The sequence below is a fragment of the Coleofasciculus sp. D1-CHI-01 genome, from assembly GCF_040218875.1.
In the GTDB taxonomy this organism is placed as follows: domain Bacteria; phylum Cyanobacteriota; class Cyanobacteriia; order Cyanobacteriales; family Coleofasciculaceae; genus Coleofasciculus.
This window is the reverse complement of the sequence record NZ_JAVJQP010000120.1, coordinates 25,852-41,146: the sequence shown is the minus strand read 5'-3', so window position 1 is coordinate 41,146 and position 15,295 is coordinate 25,852. Positions and strand designations below refer to the sequence as shown.

Genomic DNA, 15,295 nt, shown 5'->3' with positions numbered 1-15,295 from the left:
CTTGCTACGCAAGAATCATGGAGATTAAAAAAAGCAATTCTAATAAAACAGGCTTTTGATTCTGTTAGAGCCTTTGCTACTTAAGGGTTTAAGCTCATTTAAATTGCTAATTTGCCATAACCAGTCTAAGAGAGCCAAAATAAATCCATTGTAGGGGCGGGTTTAGGGACTCAATTGGGTGGGTTAACGATAACTGAACAACAAAACCCGCCCTTTATTTAGGGTCTGTTGAATAAGTCTTGTGGTGGGGAGAGGCAACACTTAACAGGCAACAGTTTCAACCCTTTTAAACCAGAATGTCAAAAAAATAAATCCATTGTAGGGGCGGGTTTAGGGACTCAATTGGGTGAGTTAACGATAACTGAACAACAAAACCCGCCCTTTATTTAATGGCGCTTTTGAACTCAATTTGCCCCAGGGTTCTGTAATTTAAGCAAAGATAGGCTAAGGTTCCCTTACTACAAACTACGAACATTGGTGGGTTACGGCGGATATTTCATTGAATGGTTATTCGCTGCTATTAAATTCCGCCTAACCCACCCTACGACTTACATAGAACTATTAACATCGGTGGGTTAAATTGGATAGCTCATTGAATGTTACCGCCTGAATTAAATTCCGCCTAACCCACCCTACGTGGTTAAGACGTTTTTCCAGGATAAATATATCTTAATTACGGCGCACATTGGTAATTAGGGCGCACGTCGGTCATTGGTGTCAACTTAAAGAAAACTCAAGGTAGCGTTCTGGCAAGAGCTTAAGTTGACACCAATGGTGGGGGTGTAGAGACGCGCCATGGCGCGTCTGGGAACGAGAGCCGGACTATTCCCAAGCATCGAGGTCTATGGCTTTTGAGCCGCCTCGTTCTAGCTGTCCTAAAAGTTTACCCAACTGATACCACACTAACCAGCCAATGAATAGAGTTAGGGGTAGGGAGATAGTGTAAGCCAGGAATGTGGGAAAGCTAAAAATTTCTAACCCAGCCGCCAGAAAGACACAAATTCCGACGGAAATTCCTAGGAATGGGATGAATAATGGCAATCCTTGCATTTGAGCCAGACTGCGAGAGGAACGGTTTTTTGACCATTCCTGTACCTTTTGTTTCAGTGTGGCTTCAAAAGCCGCACCACAGGTAATCCCAACAAATAAACCCATCACCAACAATAAATAAGGCGGTTCGTGAAGATAATACACAAAGCACTCCCAGCGTATAAGTCCGATACAGCCAGATTGTACACTGTCTGCTGTGTAAAACTAATACAATTCCCTCAGCCTTTAAGCGGTAACGTATTGAGTTATGATTTACTTTGGCGATGTGACTGACGTGAGTAGACCCAAGCCGATCGGTTAACCTCTAATCCCTGATTCATTGGACAACACTGGACAATATAGCCATACTCTACGATAATTGGGTATGGCTAAATTTGTTAAACCCAATGAAGCAGCTAACACTCTGGGAGTTTGCCTCCGAACCCTCAGACGATGGGAAGCCGAAGGTAAAATCAACACGATCAAAACGCCGTCAGGACAACGGCGGTACGACATCGAAAAGTTCATCAAAGAAGAATCAGAAAACGGAAGAAGACGCGCCACTGTTATCTATGCTCGCGTCTCTACCCGACCTCAAAAATCAGACCTTGATAGACAAGTTGAAAGACTATCAATGCTCTACCCAAGCGCTGAAGTTATTAAAGAAGTGGGAGGAGGACTCAATCTTAGGCGGAAAGGACTCGTCTCTCTTTTGGGACGAGTTTTGCAAGGTGATGTCGGAACTATTGTGGTTGCCCACAAAGACCGACTTGCGCGATTTGGCTTTGATCTTATCGAGTGGTTGTGTGAGCAATTTGACTGCAAAATCGTGGTTCTCAACCAAGTCAGTTTCTCTCCGCACCAAGAACTTGTTCAAGATATCGTCGCCATCCTGCACAGTTTCTCCAGTCGGCTTTACTCCATCCGAAGACTTGAAAACCAAATCAAGCAGAAGTTACAAACTGAAGCCGAGGCACAAGACAGCAAAGCCAAAGCCTAATAAGACTCTTAAGATCCGGGTGTATCCAGAACCAGAGTTACATCAAAAATGGAAGTCTTGGCTTTCTGCGTCTCGCTACTGCTACAACAAGGCAATAGCCGCATTGAAAGCAGGAGAGAAGATAACCAGTGCATATTCGTTGAGAGATTATGTGTTGGGACTAGACTTGCCGGACTGGGTTAAGTCTGCGCCAGCTCACCCCAAAGAAAATGCCATCTTTGATGCTTGGGATGCGTGGAAACAAGCCAAGTCGGCAAAGGGAGAATCGTCGTTTAGAAGCTGTCGTCAACCCGTTCAATCCATTAAGTTCCACAGGGTCAACTTCAATGGAGAGACGTGGTATCCCACACTGGTTAAGGGACTTAACTTTAGGGCTTCTGAACCCTTGCAAAAAACCAACTTTGCCACCCAGTTAGTTAGAGACAAGAAACGATGGTTTGCCTGTATTCCTGTACTCGAAGAAGTCGAACCCAAAGAGTTAGACAAAGTAATTGCGTTAGATCCTGGAGTCAGAACATTCTTGACAGGCTACGACGGCGAATCATTTCAAGAGTTTGGCGGGGCAGACATTGGACGCATCCAACGGCTGTGTTCTCACCTCGACAATCTTTTGAGTCGAGCGTCTAAAGCTTGTCGTAAACAAAAGCGACGAATGTATCAGGCAGCCAACCGAATCAGGATTCGGATTCGCAACTTAGTCGATGAGTGCCACAAGCAAGTAGCCAACTATCTCACGAGTCAATACAAGGTTATCTTCCTGCCAACCTTTGAGACTTCGCAGATGATTGTCAAGTCTAAGCGAAAGCTACGCAGCAAAACAGCAAGGCAAATGCTCACCTGGTCGCACCATCGGTTTAAGTTAACAGTCAAGCAAGCAGCTAACAAGCGTGGAGTTGTAGTGATTGATGTCAATGAATCCTACACCTCAAAGACTTGTACCAAGTGCGGACACCAGCACTCAAAACTAGGTGGCTCAAAAATATTCAAATGCCCCAGTTGTGGTCACGAACATGACCGAGACTGGGGCGGCGCACGGAACATTATGATTCGTGCTTTGAGGGACGGCTCCTTTGCTCTCAACCTATCGGTTGAAGGCATTGCTATCGCGTCAGATGTGTTTGTCCACAGATGTACAGCGTAACACCGTCAGCATCCAGACCCAACCCAGAAAACTCCCGATAAAATAAGCGGGGAAATCTGACCAGGTAAAGGTATTCCCCAAGATAACGCGACCCAGTAACGTGGCTCGGATTGCCTGCAAAAATGGAGGTTGCCATAGTTGCAGAACCTCCAACAGACAAGTGATAATGCATACACCTACCGCCGTCCACAGGGGAGACGCTTGGGGGAAGAAAAGCCCAACCAAGAGAATCCAGAAAATCTCATAAGCAAAGCTACCCAGTCGGTCATTCAGCCATTCCGGTGCAGGTGCGTAAAACCGTACTGCATACCCCAAAGGAGCAATGAGGATAATGCTGATGAGTAGGATAATGCGATATTTCAAAATAGGATAGTGGTCAACCTCCCTACACCCATCGCTTTAACTCAGGATTAACACTCAACTCTAATTCTGGAAACGCATAAACGACAACGCCTGTATCGGGGTCATTGTCAATATTCACATAACCGGACTTGACCAAATCGTTCAACGTCGCTTCTACCTCCGCAAACCCTCGTCCCGTATCGACAACCCCCTGAGTCACGGACAATTTACCGCCTCTGGCTTCAGCTGCTTTTACTAATTGGACAACAAAGGAGTCATGGTTTAAAGTCGCAGAGGCAGGATCAGGCTGTACTAATGCAGGTGAACCAAAAACCGTTGCTTCTCCAGCAATGCGATCGCGCTTCCCATATTTGAGATAATGTTCTTCTACCATGCCGGGAATCAGAAACAGGTCAACGAATTGACCAACCCCAAATAATCCCCCCGTACAAAACCACAACAAACCTGTGGCAATTTTACCATTATAGAGGCGGTGCAATCCTCCAAATCCAAACAGAAAGCCGAACCACAACAAATAACTCCCCTCACGTCTATTTATATCCATTGCCAATCCTCCTCTTGGTTTGGTTTAGCCAAAGCGCTCTCTTCCAGTCACAGGCTGCATCGGCTTAAACTCCAGCGTGATTAACTGAAAGCCAGCCACTGTAAGTTGTCCTGTGGTTCTTTACACGCTTTCTTTCATTATCGCCAAACTTTGAGCGAAACGTTTTAAGAATTGAGAAATGTAGGGACGGGTTTCACTATATCGGGGTTGCGTGAACAAGTGTACTGCTTCCCCTGCTTCCCCACAACACTTATTCAGCAGCCCCTAGGACGTTTCTGTAGCCGCTTTCTCTTCTTTCTCCAGTCGTCGCTGACTCCTGTGGGGTCTAATCACTAAACAGACGCCAACCGCCCAAGCAATGGATGCCATCCAACCTGCAATAATATCACTGGGGTAATGAACCCCTAAATACATCCGCGTCCAACTAATCGCGATCGCAAACACGATACCTCCAATCACCGTCACCCAACGCCAACGAGTATTCCAGGTCAAAATCATTAATACAATCGCAAACGTTACGCTTCCCATCGCGTGTCCACTGGGAAACGCATAATCCGATTCTGGCGCAGGGGATTCCCACAAACTCGGACGTATTCGCTGGAAAGTTAACTTAGCAGTACGATTAATTAGAAGACTGCCTAAATAGGTGATCAGCGCATAGGTGAGGAATCGCCACTGGCGTCGGAATGCCAAGAGCAGTACTATCGCCACAGATACAGGAAACACCCCCCAATATGCACCCAAGTTCGTCAGGAAGATCACAAACGTATCGAGTTGAGGGGAAGTTGTGGAGTGAATCGCTAATAAAATTGGCACATCCCAGGGAAAACCTCCTTCCTTTTCCCAAATTTCCTCGGCTAATTCTCCGAAGATTTGCACGGGGACATAGACACCCAGAAATAATAGAACCAGAGAACGCCAATTGCTGGTTAATAATTTGACCAGAAATTTCCAGAAGGATTGAATACGGTTTGAGAGTTCAGAAATAAACATTAAACAGAACGAAATGTAACGGTGTGCAAATTTGAAAAAATGGCGACTTCCTCAAAAGTATTATTATCCCACAGCCGAGGACAAAGGGCATCAAGAAATTACTTATCCCTCATCCCTATCCATTGAAAAATAGGTCAGGGCGGGTTTTGATTCAATGTTATCATCCATAGCTAAACAAAAGTCCCTAAACCCGCCCCTACAACTGGACGGGTTTTGATTCAACGTTATCATAAATGGCAAAACGAAAACCTACAACTGGGCTGATTGAGTCACATTTGGGTCTAAAATAAACGATAGTTGTAAAATCCGCCTCTACAAATTATGAGCTATTTCCGAAGCAAAATGTCACGATTTTTTCACAGATACATTCTCGGAAATCCACTGTAAATAAGCCTCAGAGCCAGCAATAATCGGCAAAGCAATAATTTCAGGAACGTCGTAACTATGCAACTCCTGAATTTTTGCAGCTAACTGGTCAAATTGAGATAAATCTGTTTTTATCACTAATTGCCACTCTTGGTCATGATTCACCGTTCCATCCCAGGTATAAATCGATCGCACGGGTGTAATACTGACACAAGCTGCCATTCGCGCTTCCACTAGGGATGAAGCGATCGCGTCGGCTTCTTCAGGAGATGTTGCCGTTACTAAGACTACACCATAGCTAGAGGTTGATGTCTTTTCCATAGAACCCTTCCTGTGTTCCTACGCCTGGTTCATTGTATCTACTCACCCGAAAAAAACATATAGTTATACGAGATGATCGTGCGATCGCGGAGTATCTATATCAAAGGTAAGAATAGTACCTCGTGAATAACTCACCCTTTAGCAGGTGGCGTTAATTCCACATTTTCTGCTACTGAAACAGGCATTCCTGGTTCCCCATTCTCTCTCACTAAGGGAATTCTCAAAAGCATTATGCTGTTGGCAAAAGCCTGTAACCTCAGAAAACGCCCAACCTGTTACCGCTACGGTTTAAGCGGCGCGAGAATGGATTCAATTGCTACAGAAGAGTTGACAGGTAGACAATTTTTACTGATTGTAGTATTGTATAATACAAGCGACCATAGTCCTCACCCCTGAGTTTAAACCCATTGATCTGACTCAGACTCAAGCCAACGTTATCCAACCATTGTTTAGGGTTAGCGAAACCATTCTCAAAAGCTATTGATTCAATCAACCATGAACTCTACCCGGCTGGTTAAAATTAGCAAATATCTCAGCAGCGTCATGGTTCTCCGGTGGTTTTGGCTGTCGATGCTAAAGCCATGTCCGAAAAGGGTCATACATTCTACTGTTCCGACAATGGCGTGTGGTTAGTGGATTTTGTTCCCCCTGAATATATACAGCAACTCTAATCCGCTAGGAGTCTCCAACTCAGCAGGAAAAATAGTGATGAATTCAGAACAAGTTTGGTCTCAAGACAATTCTCGTCAGAACAATCGGCAATCAAAAGGGTTGTTGGGAGTAGGCTGGCGACCTTTATCTCGGCAGTTCGACGTTGATTTTGTTTTACATTTGCTGCAAAATGATACATCAGAGTTATTGCAAAAAACGCTAGATTTTACCAGTGATGTGGCTGATGCATTAGGGCGAAATCACTATAATATTTTTGCCAATGTTTTGAGCTTATTTTCCGAAAACATGCGTTATGAGTGGGATGAGTTCTGGGAGTACATTACCCCTGACTCGCCAACTCCTAATCATTGTCAGCGGGAGACGATATTTGTCAATACACCCGTCACCCAAACGGTTACCCGTGAGAGTATTCCAATTGAGTATGTTCTGAATCGACTACAAGAAGTCACTTTATTTAAAGTGTTGGATATTCTCGGCAGTCCCGATTTAATTACTCAAGATTATATGGATCGCCGCTTTTATTATCCTCTGGAAAAGTTTGCTAGTTGGCAACGCTTAGACGTGTTTGGCACAGTCTATGCCTACTGGTCTAATCCAGAAATTTGGTTACAAATTAACAACCAGGGTCAAGGACGGCGCTGCTACAGTTTAATGGCGGATGAGATTCGACCTTTGGTGAATAAAGCCACCTATAATGTAGCTGTGATGCTAAGTGGCTATCAAAGTCGGGTGGGACAGGTTCACAGTCAGTTTCAGATTAGAGACTTTCCCAGCGATATTCAACAGTTTACCGATACCGTTCAGCAGTCAATTCTGGATCAAAATCAGTTAGCGATTGTGGTGCATGGTGAACCGGGAACGGGGAAAACGGTATGGACACAAGCGCTGGCAAAAGAAGTTCTTGTACCGTTGGGGTATACTATTTTTATTCTGGATCATGATGCGGTAGAAAATTTTGTACCGCCGAGTTATTTGGAACGAGTTGCCCTAATTATTAACGAAGCGGATAACTTAGCCAAAAATCGAGCCAGTGAGGTGGCACAATGGAATAATAAAACGGAGCATATTCTCAGTTTGCTAGATGGAACGTTGTATCAGAGTGTGATTGATGACACCGGGATTAAAGCCCAGCAAAAATTAGTGGTATTAATGACCTGTAATACCACAGAACGATTCGACCCGGCGATGTTACGTAAAGGGCGAGTGGATTTGACCTACGAGTTTATGCATCGATTTGTGTAAGGCTGAGTAGATTTGACGATTAAATCGGGCGCACGTCGGTGCGCCCCTACGAGGCTAATGTAACAATTTAGACATGCTACGCTACTCTAAAAAATTTCATCCTAAAGGTATAAGCTGAAATTGACCTTATTTCCTAGAATGAGAGAGTCTCCGTTATAAGAGTGATTACATTAGGTGAATTCCCTAGTAACGAGATAATGAATTCTATAAAAAAGTTATGTTTTTTCTAAAACGACCCCTTCTATTACTTCCTCTGGCTTTACTGCTTGTTGTTTCAACAGGTTGTCGCGTGGAAAAAGAGCAAGCCGGTGAAGAACCGGATGTGGATGTTAACGTAGATCCTGGAAAGTTGCCAGAATATGAAGTTGAGGGACCGGAAGTTGATGTAGGAACTGAGCAAAAAGAGATTACTGTTCCTGATGTGGAAGTTACCCAAGAAGAAAAGACGATTACTGCGCCTGATGTTGATATTCAACCTCCTACAGATGATAATTCTCCAGAGAATTAATGCAAATAAAAGTTTGGGGAGCTTCTTTTGGCAACTGAGAATCTCCCCTGGTAATTTAGGTTACTTCCAGGTATCCCTAAGCTTTGCAGTAGTCTACAGTGTTTTTCACAGATTCAATCGTAACGTTTGCCCCTTTTCTGACGACAAATTCACTGGCACCAATTTCACCCTCAAGATGTCCCCAATCATAGCTATAACCTAATCGTGTCCAAGGATAACCATTAGTACCATAAGAGGCTAACTGTAAATTATTGATCCAATCCTGATGTTGCAGATCAACAGTCTCAGGGAAGTTCACATCACAGCGAGTATCGTTAATTTCTGCATCGGGACAAGGACGAAATAGATCAGACGCATTCACCCACATTTCCACAAACTTGGTTTTGCCATTGTGAGGTGGTAAACCGAGGTATTGTTCTAGGCGTAAGGCGAGGCTTTCTGAGTCAAGGTTTAAGGTTCGGGCAAAGGTTTGCAGTTCAGGAACCGACGTTACCCAAATTTCTCGGCTTAATTCCATGGGTAAGCCAATTTGAGTATCATAGCCATTCCAGGATGTCCAGGTAACCATTAATACTTGTTTTTGCCCCTGGTAATCTCTCCATTTTAAATTGGGATTGTTGGCTGAAATAGGTTGGAGAGTTGTGGCGATTTCTGACTCATCTGCAATTTCCGCATCTTCAACGGCTTTTAGATATGAGCGTTTGAGTAATGTTTCAAACAGGGATGAATCGACTGATGCTAGGCTTACTTGAGTAGTGGGAAGGAAGTGGGGTAGGGGCGCAGCCGTAGCTAGGCGGGAAGGGTGGGGAAGGTTAAGACACCAAAATCCGATGATTAAGGCGAAAAGAGAAACAATAAATCGACTGTATTTGTTCATAAATCGTATCGGGAAAACGCTAAGGATTTTTGACAAAAAGAAGTGGCTAAGTCAAAATACTCGTTGGAGTCATCTAGGTTCAACGGCACGCTCGCCTTCTGCCTTTTTGGATCACCGAAACCATTGATATACCGTAGGGTGGGCATTGCCCACCAGCCTTAATTCGATACCATTCCATCTAGGTTGCACACCTAGATAAGCTAGTTGAGCATGGTGTAGGGTCTGAATCCTCCCATAACAACTTGAAAAACTCGTATGTAAATAGTATGCCAGTTTTTGAACTGTCTATACTACCGTTGTGACTTGAACCGTTGCGACTCCAAGCCGTTCAGGATTGTGTAATCAAAACAACGAAGTGGAGATGGTGACAAAGGAAAAACTGGGCTATTGCATTTCCGATCGAGGACAGACGTTATCAAAGATGAATGATGAAGTCTATTCCGGCTACCTCGGTGTTCCCTGTTTCCCTAATTGCCTATGAGTTCCTCCGTAGAGAATCAGCAAACTCAACAAACCCAATCGTCATCTCTGACACCTGCAATGATTCAACGGGTGAAAGAAGGATTGAGTGCAGCCCGCGATCGCAGAGTGCGTTATGCTGTCGAAAATGCTAGGAATAATCTGGACGCGATCGCGAATGGGGAGTCAGATCAGCGAGTCAGGGGAAAAGTAAGGCGTTTCATTCTGCGATCGTTCATTCATCTGCTGTTCCCGGTGCGAATCGAAAACCCGGAATATATCCCCACTCAACCTGCATTACTCGCCGCCAACCATCTCAATCACATTGATCCATTACTGATTCTCGCCGAAGTCCCCGGATATCCCTACTACTACACCCCGGCTGATGCTCGTACTCTCTATAACCATTGGTGGAAACGCCGGATTTTGGGTTGGGCGGGGGGTGTCATTCCCTTAGAACGGCGCTGGAAAGAAGAAAAAGCAGTTATTGAAGCCGCCCAAGCAGGGCGCGAAGACTTAGCCGACTTAGCCGCCGCGATTGAAGAGGATGTACCCAGCAACGCCGGATTGGGTACTATGCGACAGCTAGAACGGGCAATGCAGGCAATTTTTGCCCGTGGGGATGGCGTTTTAATCTTTCCAGAGGGAAGACTGGGTGAGGTTGAAGGTGAATTACAATTACCCTTAGCGCGAGGTGGGATTATGTATGCGTTGCGGGCGGGCGTACCCATTATACCCGTAGCCTTGATTGGCACTCATGACCTTTATTTTCGCAAGCGATTAACCCTGCGATTTGGCGAACCTTTGCACTTTCCTCAATCCAAACGCCCCAAACCGAAGGAAGTCCAAAAGGCAATGGAAACGTTAGAAGAGGCGCTGATTAAACTATTACCGAATAATTATCAAGAACCCAACCAACCTAAACCTCTGCGTCATTGGCTCAATTGCCTATTGTTATAGGGTTTCACTACTATCGTTTGAAATGGTGCGTTACGCTTTGCTAACGCACCCTACTGGACTGACACAGCTAAAATTGTGGGATAGATTTGACGGTTAAACTGGGCGCAAGCCTTGCGCCCCTACAATTCTAATCAACCAATTAAGGTGTGCCACGCCACTACATTCGCTAAACCTACCTCGACAGACAGCAAGCAGTCTTCAACAAAGGACGTAGCTTGCTTCTCAAGGAAAGCGAGTATGACAAATGACTAAGGACAAATGACAAATGACTAACACTGATTTAGCCTTCACACCCGCCATAGAACAAGCGCAATTAATTCGCCAAGGTCAAGTATCTCCCTTAGAATTAGTCGAACTGTATTTAGCCCGCATCCAACAGTTTAATCCTCAATTGGGCAGTTATTTTAGTATCGCCACGGATATGGCGCTAGCGGATGCCAAAGCCAAGACTGAACAGTTGACGCAGGTAAGAGATAGTGCTGAACTGCCCCCTTTTTTTGGCGTACCTATTGCCATTAAAGACCTCACCGCTGTCCAGGGATTACCCTGTACCTACGGCACACCGATTCTCAAAGATAAAATAGCACCTTACGATGATGGCGTCGTCGCCCGGATTAAACAAGCCGGATTCATTATTTTAGGCAAAACAGCCACCTCAGAAGTGGGTTCCCTTCCCTATACCGAACCCCCAGGATTTGCCCCCGCCCGTAATCCTTGGAATTTAGAGTACACCCCAGGCGGATCAAGTGGGGGGTCTGCTGCGGCTGTTGCTGCTGGATTATGCCCCATCGCCCAGGGGTCTGATGGGGGCGGTTCAGTGCGTGGACCTGCCTCCTGCTGCGGCGTGGTGGGGATTAAACCTGCACGGGGTCGAGTCTCGTTTGCCCCGGTGGGCGATCGCCAAAATGGAATTGCCGCTAATGGTTCTTTAGCCCGCACGGTTGCAGATGCGGCGGCGTTGCTGGATGTAATGTCAGGCTATATTCCTGGTGATCCCTATTGGTTACCGGAACCAGAGGTATCGTTTCTAGAAGCCACTGGTCAACCCCTGGGTCAATTGCGAATTGCTTTTTCTACAGCGATACCCCCCCTAGGGGATGCCGCAGAAGTTTGTCAGCAAGCGGTGCATGAAACGGCGCGACGCTTGGAAGAGATGGGGCATCAGGTGGAACCGGGTTGTCCCGATTTTAGGGGTTTAATTGAACCTTTTCAAAAGGTGTGGCAAGCCGGGGTAACGGCGACAGGGATTCCTGTAGCGGCGTTGAGTCCAATGAACCAGTGGATTGCCGCCCAATCGGGTTCGGCTGGGGAATATTTGCAAGCCGTTGCCCAGATGCAGATTATATCGCGACAGATTGTCGGATTTTTTGAGCATTTTCAGGTGCTAGTGCTTCCGGTTTATATGCACCCAACGATTCGGGTGGGGGAATGGGCGGATTTGAGTCCAGAGGAAACGTTGCAAAATATTATTCGTTGGGTTGCACCTTGTCCTCCGTTTAATGCCAGTGGATTACCCGCGATCGCACTTCCGACGGGATTTGATTCAAAGGGTTTACCTGTGGGGGTTCAGCTTGTGGGACGCCCTGCGGCTGAAGCCACGCTGATTGCCTTGGCGACTCGGTTAGAAGCAACAAATCCGGAGATTCACCAGCGTCCAGCGTTAGTGGTGTAAAGAATTATAAACCTTGCAATCCCCATACTATCGTTTTTCCAATGTAGGGGCGGGTTTAGGGACAAAATTAATGAAGCCACCAATCATCTTTCTACGAAACCCGCCCTGCCCCACCCTTTCACCCCGACATTTTTAATAGGCGATCGCGGTTGGAAATCTGCTGATTTTTGTTGTTCGGTTTGGGATTAATTGATTGTCTGGCGGTGGAGGAATGGACGGGTGCAAGTTGTTGATTTTGAGTTGTTAATTTATCGGTAAGGAGGGCGGGTTTTGTTGTTGATTTATCGGTGGGAGGGCGGGTTTTGTTGTTCGGTTATCGGTGAGGAGGGCGAGTTTTGTTGTTGATTTATCGGTGGGAGGGCGGGTTTTGTTGTTCCGTTATCGGTGAGGAGGGCGGGTTTTGTTGTTCGGTTATCGGTGAGGAGGGCGGGTTTTGTTGTTCGGTTGTTGGTGAGAACGGGCGGGTTTTGTTGTTCGGTTGTTGGTGAGAACGGGCGGGTTTTGTTGTTCGGTTATTGGTGAGAACGGGCGGGTTTTGTTGTTCCGTTATTGGTGAGATAGGGCGGGTTTTGTTGTTCCGTTGTTGGTGAATAGTTGAATTTAGTCCCTAAACCCGCCCCTACAATTGTCCCTAAACCCGCCCCTATAATTGATTTCCTAAACCCGCCCCTACAATTGTCCCTAAAAAGAAAACAGCACGCCCACTAAGTTTTGTAAACAAACCTCAAACCCTTACAAATGACAAATGACACATGACGAATGACGAATGACTATCTTCACCGTTCAGGTTAATTATGTCCACCTACTTATAATCGCCTTCTGCCTTCTATCTGCCATACCCACGGAATAATTGCCCCAGCAATCACGCCTATTCCCACACTAAACGCTAAAACAACTCCCACAGGGAGTTTAATGGATTCAACATTGAGAAATCTCAGGGATACAAGTGTGGCGTTTTGTACCGATAGGATGGCAATTGCCGCAATCCAAGCGGCGACAATCACAGATGTGAGTAGATTAGTTAAGGCTTTCATCTCAAGCTTAGGTCTTCAGGGCAGTGGATGAAGTATAGTTTATATGAGTGCAGTTTGACGATATCCAGTATGCTGAGTGGCGATCGCATCTGGGCAAAGTTATTAAGCTAGACCAGGATAGCATTCGGTTTTACTGCCTCTGGGGGTGTTGTCAATGGAAGGTTGAGCGCATCGGTGGTGAAGTTATTCGGGATGATTCGATTTTTTGGGCTTAAATCCGAGAAGGGGTAGGTGTTTTCAAAGGCTGTGGTGATTTTGCGGCTGTATCCCTTATGGGTTCTGGCTTTGAGTACACTAGCAGAAAAATGAGGGTCTCGGAAATCGTGAAACGCTTACTGGTACTGGATTCTGGATGTTTTTTTTAAGATGCTTCTTGTCTGCCGAAGTCTGAAATGGTATATTAAAGAGAGTCTCTCGGAACTGAACCTTGAAAACCATATACAGCAAGCGTTTCAGAGGTCGGCAGTCGCAATCCTCTATAATCCCTATCAGGGATTGAAACAACTTAATTTCAGATTCTTGCTTTACATTTCAGTGTTGAAATCTTCTGTAATCCAGTCCGCGCAGGCGGACTTTGTTTGTGTAGCAGCGATTTCAATCGCCTCCTCTTGCTGTGTAGAGACGTTGCATGCAACGTCTCTACAACCCTGATTCAGCAAGCTTTAGTTATACCGTTGCTGGTTCCATCTGCTGAATCATCTGCTTCATCGCCTCAGCAATTTGACTTTGCTTTTCAGGAGAATCCGCTTCCATATACACCCGCATCAGAGGTTCGGTACCGGAGGGACGCAATAACACCCAACTTCCTTCGGATAAATAGAGTTTAATCCCGTCTTTGCGCCCCACTTCTTTAACCTTAATCCCAGCCACTTCTTTAGGGGGATTTTTGGTACAAGTGTCTAAGACGGCGGCTTTGTGATCCTCATTCAAATGCAAATCTAGACGCTGATTATAAACTGGACCATCAGCTTCTTTGATCGCTTCTTCGACTAACTGACTCAGGGGTTTACCTTCGTAGGCAATCGCTTCAGCCACCAACATATTGGCTAAAATACCATCTTTTTCCGGAATATGCCCAATAATGCTCAATCCGCCGGATTCTTCACCCCCAATCAACACATCAGTTTCCCGCATTTTCTGACCAATGTATTTGAAACCAACGGCTGTCTCATAAGTTTCTAGACCATGTTTTACGGCAAAGTTATCCAATAGGTGAGTTGTGGCAACGGTACGGACGATCGCACCTTTTTTACCTTTGTTTTTAATCAGGTGACGTGCCAGTAACAGCAATACCGTATTAGGCGTTAGCACATTCCCCTGTTCATCAACGATACCAAAGCGATCGCTATCCCCATCAGTGGCTAGACCTAAATCCGCCTTATCTCGCGTCACGGCTTCTCTTAACCCCACCAGATACTCGCCTTTGGGTTCCGGCATTCCGCCACCAAATAAGACATCACGGGTAGTGTTGAATGACTCAGTCTGACAGCCACAGTATTCTAAGACATCATCCAGATAACCGCGAGAGGTGGAATAGAGAGCGTCGTATTTTACGTTGAGTTGCGCCCGTCGAATCCGTTCTACATCTAGTAGTGTGTAAATAAAGTCCAAGTAATCCGGTTTCGGGTCAAAGGTAGAAATTTTATCACCCTGCTTGCCACTCGGTAGTGCATCATCTGCCCCAGCAATATTGGAAACAATCGTATCCGTAATTTCCGGGGTAGCAGGACCTGCATAATCCGGAATATATTTAATCCCGCAATAGGCGGCGGGGTTGTGGGATGCTGTAAACATCAGCGCTCCGGCTGAGTTTAGTTGACGCGCTTGATAAGCAATCACTGGCGTCGGACAATCCCGGTTGACAATTTTCACCGTCCAACCCAAGTCTGCCAACACCTCAGCAGCGGTGCGGGCAAACTCATCAGCCAGGAAGCGGGTATCGTAGGCTACCAAGACGGGGCGGTCTTTGCCGTAAGCTGTATCCAGATAACTCGCGATCGCACGAGTTACCTTACAGACATTGGCGAAGGTAAAATCATCAGCGATGATTCCCCGCCAGCCATCGGTACCGAATTTTATTTTATTAGCGCTATTTGTTGCACTCATTTGGGCTA

The 15,295-nt window shown here is 45.8% G+C and carries 14 protein-coding genes and 2 pseudogenes; 8 read left to right on the top strand and 8 right to left on the bottom strand.

Annotated features, from left to right (window positions below; translation table 11 throughout):
• Positions 1 to 822 precede the first annotated feature (822 nt).
• Positions 823 to 1,194, bottom strand: a complete 372-nt coding sequence (locus tag RIB93_RS21670) for a hypothetical protein (protein ID WP_446375503.1) — start codon at positions 1,192 to 1,194, stop codon at positions 823 to 825.
• A 220-nt stretch (positions 1,195 to 1,414) separates the two neighbouring features.
• Here RIB93_RS21670 and RIB93_RS21665 point away from each other — a divergent pair, with 220 nt between their 5' ends.
• Positions 1,415 to 2,029, top strand: coding sequence for an IS607 family transposase (locus RIB93_RS21665; RefSeq protein WP_446375501.1), 615 nt, complete (start codon positions 1,415 to 1,417; stop codon positions 2,027 to 2,029).
• Complete coding sequence (locus RIB93_RS21660) at positions 1,962 to 3,170, top strand: RNA-guided endonuclease InsQ/TnpB family protein (RefSeq protein ID WP_446375499.1); 1,209 nt, start codon at positions 1,962 to 1,964, stop codon at positions 3,168 to 3,170. Before RIB93_RS21665 ends, RIB93_RS21660 begins: the two co-directional genes overlap by 68 nt.
• Here the strand turns inward: RIB93_RS21660 and RIB93_RS21655 are convergent.
• From RIB93_RS21655 to cutA, 4 genes are all read right to left on the bottom strand, one after another.
• The gene (locus RIB93_RS21655; RefSeq protein WP_446375497.1) at positions 3,138 to 3,533 is read right to left on the bottom strand and encodes a ribosomal maturation YjgA family protein; all 396 of its coding nucleotides are present in this window, start codon (positions 3,531 to 3,533) and stop codon (positions 3,138 to 3,140) included. The two genes, RIB93_RS21660 and RIB93_RS21655, sit on opposite strands and share 33 nt — an antisense overlap.
• Positions 3,534 to 3,555: 22 nt before the next feature.
• Complete coding sequence (locus RIB93_RS21650) at positions 3,556 to 4,077, bottom strand: NINE protein (protein ID WP_446375495.1); 522 nt, start codon at positions 4,075 to 4,077, stop codon at positions 3,556 to 3,558.
• A gap of 264 nt (positions 4,078 to 4,341) precedes the next feature.
• Positions 4,342 to 5,070 carry a phosphatase PAP2 family protein gene (locus tag RIB93_RS21645; RefSeq protein ID WP_446375493.1) on the bottom strand — a complete coding sequence of 243 codons (729 nt, stop codon included), beginning with the start codon at positions 5,068 to 5,070 and terminating at the stop codon, positions 4,342 to 4,344.
• Positions 5,071 to 5,415: 345 nt separating this feature from the next.
• Positions 5,416 to 5,757: a divalent-cation tolerance protein CutA gene (gene cutA / locus RIB93_RS21640; protein WP_446375491.1), complete on the bottom strand. Its 342-nt coding sequence runs from the start codon at positions 5,755 to 5,757 to the stop codon at positions 5,416 to 5,418.
• A gap of 539 nt (positions 5,758 to 6,296) precedes the next feature.
• Between cutA and RIB93_RS21635 the strand changes: the two are divergent.
• The 3 genes and pseudogenes from RIB93_RS21635 to RIB93_RS21625 all read left to right on the top strand — a co-directional run.
• Positions 6,297 to 6,428: pseudogene (locus RIB93_RS21635) on the top strand (RNA 2'-phosphotransferase); the annotation flags it as partial.
• A gap of 37 nt (positions 6,429 to 6,465) precedes the next feature.
• The gene (locus RIB93_RS21630; RefSeq protein WP_446375489.1) at positions 6,466 to 7,671 is read left to right on the top strand and encodes an AAA family ATPase; all 1,206 of its coding nucleotides are present in this window, start codon (positions 6,466 to 6,468) and stop codon (positions 7,669 to 7,671) included.
• A 217-nt stretch (positions 7,672 to 7,888) separates the two neighbouring features.
• Entirely contained in the window at positions 7,889 to 8,179 is a 291-nt protein-coding gene (locus RIB93_RS21625; protein ID WP_446375487.1) for a hypothetical protein, read from the top strand.
• A gap of 76 nt (positions 8,180 to 8,255) precedes the next feature.
• On the opposite strand, the gene RIB93_RS21620 is transcribed toward RIB93_RS21625, so the two are convergent.
• Entirely contained in the window at positions 8,256 to 9,056 is an 801-nt protein-coding gene (locus RIB93_RS21620; protein WP_446375485.1) for a hypothetical protein, read from the bottom strand.
• A 477-nt stretch (positions 9,057 to 9,533) separates the two neighbouring features.
• On the opposite strand from RIB93_RS21620, the gene RIB93_RS21615 reads away from it, so the two are divergent.
• Complete coding sequence (locus RIB93_RS21615) at positions 9,534 to 10,475, top strand: lysophospholipid acyltransferase family protein (protein WP_446375483.1); 942 nt, start codon at positions 9,534 to 9,536, stop codon at positions 10,473 to 10,475.
• Between the two features lie 265 nt (positions 10,476 to 10,740).
• Entirely contained in the window at positions 10,741 to 12,147 is a 1,407-nt protein-coding gene (locus tag RIB93_RS21610) for an amidase (RefSeq protein WP_446375481.1), read from the top strand.
• 806 nt (positions 12,148 to 12,953) lie between these two features.
• Here the strand turns inward: RIB93_RS21610 and RIB93_RS21605 are convergent.
• Positions 12,954 to 13,181, bottom strand: a complete 228-nt coding sequence (locus tag RIB93_RS21605) for a LapA family protein (protein ID WP_446375479.1) — start codon at positions 13,179 to 13,181, stop codon at positions 12,954 to 12,956.
• Between RIB93_RS21605 and RIB93_RS21600 the strand changes: the two are divergent.
• Positions 13,179 to 13,396: pseudogene (locus RIB93_RS21600) on the top strand (CRISPR-associated endonuclease Cas2); the annotation flags it as partial. The gene RIB93_RS21605 and the pseudogene RIB93_RS21600 overlap by 3 nt on opposite strands.
• Positions 13,397 to 13,847: 451 nt before the next feature.
• On the opposite strand, the gene RIB93_RS21595 reads toward RIB93_RS21600, so the two are convergent.
• Positions 13,848 to 15,287, bottom strand: a complete 1,440-nt coding sequence (locus RIB93_RS21595; protein ID WP_446375477.1) for a phosphoglucomutase/phosphomannomutase family protein — start codon at positions 15,285 to 15,287, stop codon at positions 13,848 to 13,850.
• Between the last annotated feature and the right edge of the window lie 8 nt (positions 15,288 to 15,295).

Bases quoted from the DNA above. Each gene is read 5' to 3' on its own strand.
- RIB93_RS21665 (WP_446375501.1), top strand. From the start codon at position 1,415: ATGGCTAAATTTGTTAAACCCAATGAAGCAGCTAACACTCTGGGAGTT.
- RIB93_RS21650 (WP_446375495.1), bottom strand. From the start codon at position 4,077: ATGGATATAAATAGACGTGAGGGGAGTTATTTGTTGTGGTTCGGCTTT.
- RIB93_RS21645 (WP_446375493.1), bottom strand. From the start codon at position 5,070: ATGTTTATTTCTGAACTCTCAAACCGTATTCAATCCTTCTGGAAATTT.
- cutA (WP_446375491.1), bottom strand. From the start codon at position 5,757: ATGGAAAAGACATCAACCTCTAGCTATGGTGTAGTCTTAGTAACGGCA.
- RIB93_RS21630 (WP_446375489.1), top strand. From the start codon at position 6,466: ATGAATTCAGAACAAGTTTGGTCTCAAGACAATTCTCGTCAGAACAAT.
- RIB93_RS21625 (WP_446375487.1), top strand. From the start codon at position 7,889: ATGTTTTTTCTAAAACGACCCCTTCTATTACTTCCTCTGGCTTTACTG.
- RIB93_RS21620 (WP_446375485.1), bottom strand. From the start codon at position 9,056: ATGAACAAATACAGTCGATTTATTGTTTCTCTTTTCGCCTTAATCATC.
- RIB93_RS21615 (WP_446375483.1), top strand. From the start codon at position 9,534: ATGAGTTCCTCCGTAGAGAATCAGCAAACTCAACAAACCCAATCGTCA.
- RIB93_RS21610 (WP_446375481.1), top strand. From the start codon at position 10,741: ATGACTAACACTGATTTAGCCTTCACACCCGCCATAGAACAAGCGCAA.
- RIB93_RS21605 (WP_446375479.1), bottom strand. From the start codon at position 13,181: ATGAAAGCCTTAACTAATCTACTCACATCTGTGATTGTCGCCGCTTGG.
- RIB93_RS21595 (WP_446375477.1), bottom strand. From the start codon at position 15,287: ATGAGTGCAACAAATAGCGCTAATAAAATAAAATTCGGTACCGATGGC.